Here is a 5,568-nt window from a genome sequence, read left to right as displayed (position 1 = left end):
GGCGCAGGCGGCGCGGTTGGCCGAATACGTGCGCGCGCAGGGGGAATTGGACATCGCCGACGTGGGCTGGACGTTGGCGGGACGCGCGACGTTCGAGCACCGGGCCGTCGTGGTGGGCGGTGACCGGGACCGCCTGCTGGCCGGGCTGGACGAGCTGGCCGCCGACGACCCGGCCGCATCGATCATCCGGGGTGTCGCCACACCGGCGGGCAAGACGGTGTTCGTCTTCCCCGGCCAGGGATCGCAATGGCTGGGCATGGCAACCGAATTGCTGGACACCGCACCGGTTTTCGCGCAGCACATCCAGGCCTGCGAGGAGGCCTTCGCCGAATTCGTGGACTGGTCGCTGATCGATGCGCTGCGCGGCGCACCCGGCGCAGCGGGGATGGATCGCGTCGACGTCGTGCAGCCGGCGCTCTTCGCGGTGATGGTGTCGCTGGCCGAGCTGTGGAAGTCCGTCGGGGTGAGCCCCGACGCCGTGATCGGCCACTCGCAGGGCGAGATCGCCGCGGCCTATGTCGCCGGCGCGCTGTCGTTGCGTGACGCCGCCCGAGTGGTGACCCTGCGCAGCAAGCTGTTGCGGTCACTGGCCGGTCCCGGCGGCATGCTGTCGATCGCCTGCAGCACCGAGCGGGCGCGAGAGTTGTTGGCGCCGTACGGGAACCGGGTCAGCATCGCCGCCGTCAACGGCCGCTCGGCGGTCGTGGTGTCGGGGGAGGGGGCCGCGCTCGACGAGCTCGCCGCGTTCTGCGCCGACCTTGCGCTGCGGACCCGCCGCATCGACGTGGATTATGCCTCACATTCGGTCGAGGTCGAGGCGATCCGCGAGGACCTCGCGCAGGCGCTGACCGGTATCGAGCCGCGTTCCTCGCGCATCGCCTTCTTCTCCACGGTGACCGGAAACCGCTTGGACACAGCGGGATTGGACGCCGACTACTGGTACCGCAACATCCGGCAAACCGTGCAGTTCGACCAGGCGGTGCGCAGCGCGGCCGAGCACCGATACCGGACGTTCATCGAATCCAGTCCGCATCCGGCGTTGGTGGCGGGGATCGAGGACACCGTCAACGACAGCCTGCCGGGTGACACCGAGGCTATCGTCATTCCCACCCTGGGCCGCGACGACGGCGGGCTCGAGCGGTTCCTGACGTCGGCGGCCACCGCCTTCGTCGCGGGAGTGAACGTGGCGTGGCGCGGTGTGCTGGACGGAGCCGGCTTCGTGGAGCTGCCCACGTATGCCTTTGACCGCCGCCGGTTTTGGCTGTCCGGCGAGGGCGCCGCGGCCGACGCCAGCGGCCTGGGCCTGGGCACCAGCGAGCACCCGCTGCTCAGCGCGGTCGTCGAGTTGCCCGCCTCGGGCGGGGTGGTGCTGACCGGCCGGTTGTCCCCGAGCCTGCAGGGCTGGCTGACCGATCACGCCGTGTCCGGCACGGTCGTCTTCCCCGGAGCCGGTTTCGTGGAGCTGGCGATCCGCGCCGGCGACGAAGTCGGTTGTTCGACGGTCGAGGAGCTGACGCTGCAGGCTCCGTTGATGTTGCCGGCCAAAGACTCCGGGATCGGATCGGTCGCCGTGCAGGTGCTGGTCGGCGAGGCCGACGAATCGGGTCGGCGCGACGTGTCCATCTTCTCGCGGCCCGACAGCGACTCGCCGTGGGTGTGCCACGCGCAGGGAACGCTGAGCACCGGATCGATCGAGCCGGGCGCCGATCTGGCGGCGTGGCCGCCGGCCGGGGCCACCAAGGTCGACATTGCCGACGGCTACCAACGGCTGGCCGCGCGCGGCTACGGCTACGGCCCGGCCTTCCAGGGCCTGACCGCGGCGTGGGTGCGCGGCGACGAGGTGTTCGCCGAGGTGCGGCTGCCCGACGCCGCGGGCGGCGTCACCGGGTTCGGTGTGCACCCGGCGCTGCTCGACGCGGCCATGCACGCCTTGATCGTCGGCCACCAAATCGCCGGTGACACAGACGAAGTGGCGCTGCCGTTCGCGTGGCAGGGCGTGTCGTTGCACGCCGCCGGGGCGTCGGCGGTACGCGCCCGCCTGGCCCCCGCGCAGGCGCCGGGCACAGCGGCCTCCCGGGCGGTTTCCCTCGAGCTGGCCGACGGGCTGGGATTGCCGGTGCTGTCGGTGCGCGCGATGGTGGCGCGTTCGGTGAGCGAGCGCCAACTGCGCGCCGCGGTGTCGGCCGCGGGCCCCGACCGGCTGTTCGAGGTGGCCTGGGCACCGGTGACCGTGCCGGCGGCCCACGGCGAACCACCCGTCCACCAGGTGTTTGAATCCCTTGCGGCCGAAGGCGATCCGGTCGGCGAATCGTATCGGCGCACCCACGAGGCGCTGGCCGCCGTGCAGTCGTGGCTCACCGAGCACGATTCCGGGGTACTGGTCGTGGTGACCCGGGGGGCAATGGCGCTGGCCGGCGAGGACGTCACCGACCTGTCCGGCGCGGCGGTGTGGGGGCTGGTGCGCTCGGCGCAGACCGAGCACCCCGGACGGATCGTGCTAATCGATTCCGATGCCGCACTTGACGATTCCGCGCTGACCGCGGCCCTGGCGACCGGCGAACCCCAGGTGTTGCTCCGCGACGGCACGGTCTACACGGCACGCGTACACGGCAGCCGCGCGGTCGACGGCATCATGACACCGCCGGAAGACCGGCCCTGGCGGCTCGGCATCAGCAGCGCGGGCACCTTCGAAAACCTGCAGCTCGAACCGGTTCCCAACCCGGATGCCGCGCTGCAGCCGGGCCAGGTTCGGGTGGCCCTGCGCGCCATCGCCACCAACTTCCGCGACGTGATGATCACGCTGGGCATGTTCACCCACGACGCCCTGCTCGGCGGCGAAGGTGCCGGCGTGGTCGTCGAGGTCGGGCCGGGCGTCACCGAATTCTCGGTCGGCGACTCGGTGTACGGCTTCTTCCCCGACGGCAGCGGCACGCTGGTGCCCGGCGACGTGCGCCTGCTGCAGCACAAGCCCACCCACTGGTCCTACCCCGAAGCCGCCGGCATCTCGGCGGTTTTCACCACCGCCTACATGGCGTTCATCCACCTGGCCGACGTCAAACCGGGGCAGCGGGTGCTGGTGCACGCCGCCGCCGGAGGTGTCGGCATGGCCGCGGTGCAGCTGGCCCGGCATCTGGGCCTGGAAGTGTTCGCCACCGCCAGCCGCGGCAAGTGGGACACCTTGCGCGCCATGGGATTCGACGACGACCACATCGGCGACTCGCGCACGCTGGAATTCGAGGACAAGTTCCGCTCGGCAACCGGCGGGGCCGGGATGGACGTGGTGCTGGACTCGCTGGCCGGGGAGTTCGTCGACGCCTCACTACGGCTGGTCGCGCCCGGCGGCGTGTTCCTGGAGATGGGCAAGACCGACATCCGCGACCCGGGTGTGGTGGCCAGGGAATACCCCGGTGTGCGCTACCGCGCCTTCGACCTGTTCGAGCCGGGCCGTCCCCGGATGCGCCAGTGGATGGTGGAACTCGCCGGGCTGTTCGACGCCGGCGTGTTGAACCCGTTGCCGGTCACCACATTTGACATCCGGCGTGGCCGCGCCGCGCTGCGCTACCTGAGCCAGGCCCGCCACATCGGCAAGGTCGTCATGACGGTGCCCGGGGCGCTTTCCGCCGGCACCGTGCTGATCACCGGTGGCACCGGCATGGCGGGCTCGACGTTGGCGCGCCACCTGGTGACCGGCCACGGCGTTCGCGACCTGGCGCTGCTGAGCCGCACCGGCCCGGACGCGCCGGGCGCGGCCGAGTTCGTCGCCGAACTGGAAGCGGCCGGGGCCCGGGTGCAGGTGATCGCCTGCGACGCGGCCGACCGGGCCGCGCTGGCCGGCGTCATCGCCGGGATTTCCGCGGAGCGGCCGCTTTCCGGCGTGATCCACGCCGCCGGCGTGCTCGACGACGCGATGATCACCTCGCTGACACCGGAGCGGATCGACGCGGTGCTGCGGGCCAAGGTGGACGCGGCCTGGAACCTGCACGAGCTGACCCGCGACATGAATCTGTCGGCGTTCGTGATGTTTTCCTCGATGGCGGGGCTGGTCGGCTCGTCCGGACAGGGCAACTACGCCGCGGCGAACTCCTTCCTGGATGCGTTGGCGGCGCATCGGCGGGCGCACGGGCTTCCGGCGATCTCGCTGGCGTGGGGCCTGTGGGACCAGGCCAGCGCCATGACCGGGGGCCTGGACGCCGCCGACCTGGCCCGGCTGGGCCGCGACGGCATCCTGGCGTTGTCCTCGGACGAGGCCATGGAATTGTTCGACACGGCGTTGATCGTCGACGAGCCATTCCTGGCGCCGGCCCGTATCGATCTGGGCGCGCTGCGCGCACACGCGGTCGCGGTGCCCCCGATGTTCGCCGATCTGGTCAACGCGCCGACCCGGCGCCGGGTCGACGACTCGCTGGCCGCCGCGAAATCGAAATCCGCGCTGGCGCATCGCCTCGACGGGCTGCCCGAAGCCGAGCAGCACGCCGTGCTGCTGGAGCTGGTGCGCTCCCACATCGCCACCGTGCTGGGCAGCCCGACCGCCGAGGCGATCGACCCGGACAAGGCGTTCCAGGAACTGGGCTTCGACTCGCTGACCGCGGTCGAAATGCGCAACCGGCTCAAAACCGCGACCGGACTGGCGCTTTCGCCGACCTTGATCTTCGACTACCCCACACCCAACGCCCTGGCCGGCTACATCCGCACCGAGCTTGCCGGCGCCCCGCAGGAGACCACGCACGCGCCCGTCGTCCGCGCCACCGACGACGATCCGATCGCGATCGTCGGGATGTCGTGCCGCTTCCCGGGCGGCGTGGACAGCCCCGAGGCGCTGTGGCAAATGGTGGCCGAGGGCCGCGACGTGCTCTCGGAGTTTCCCACCGATCGCGGCTGGGACCTGGCCGGCGTGTACAACCCCGACCCGGACGTCCCCGGCACCTGCTACACCCGCACCGGCGGTTTCGTCGACAACGTCGCCGACTTCGACCCGGCGTTCTTCGGCATCGCGCCCAGCGAGGCGCTGGCGATGGATCCGCAGCAGCGCATGTTCCTCGAACTGTCCTGGGAAGCGTTGGAGCGGGCCGGAATTGACCCCGTCAAGCTGCGCGGCAGCGCCACCGGGATGTTCGCCGGGGTGTACACGCAGGGCTACGGCATGGGCGCCGCACCCATCGCGGACGTCCAGCGTGGCGTCGGGTCGGGTGTCGTATGTGTTGGGGCTGGAGGGCCCTGCGGTGTCGGTGGACACCGCCTGCTCGTCGTCGTTGGTGGCGTTGCACATGGCGGTGCAGTCGCTGCGATCCGGCGAGTGCGATCTGGCCCTGGCCGGCGGTGTCACGGTCAACGCCACACCCGACATCTTCGTGGAGTTCAGCCGGATGCGCGGGTTGTCCGTGGACGGCCGCTGCAAGGCGTACGCGGGCGCGGCCGACGGCACCGGCTTCTCCGAGGGCGGCGGCATGCTGGTGGTCGAGCGGCTTTCGGATGCGCGGCGGTTGGGGCATCCGGTGTTGGCGGTGGTGCGGGGTTCGGCGGTGAATCAGGATGGTGCTTCCAATGGGCTGACGGCGCCGAATGGGCCGT

1 pseudogene is annotated in these 5,568 nt (G+C 71.2%); it reads left to right on the top strand.

Annotation, left to right across the window (positions count from 1 at the left end):
- Positions 1 to 5,568, top strand: a pseudogene (locus H7I87_RS18800) (SDR family NAD(P)-dependent oxidoreductase); the annotation flags it as partial.

This window comes from Mycobacterium timonense (genome assembly GCF_025821985.1).
Taxonomy (GTDB): domain Bacteria; phylum Actinomycetota; class Actinomycetes; order Mycobacteriales; family Mycobacteriaceae; genus Mycobacterium; species Mycobacterium avium.
Note: the sequence above shows the minus strand (reverse complement) of the source record. Positions and strands in the feature narration are given on the sequence as shown.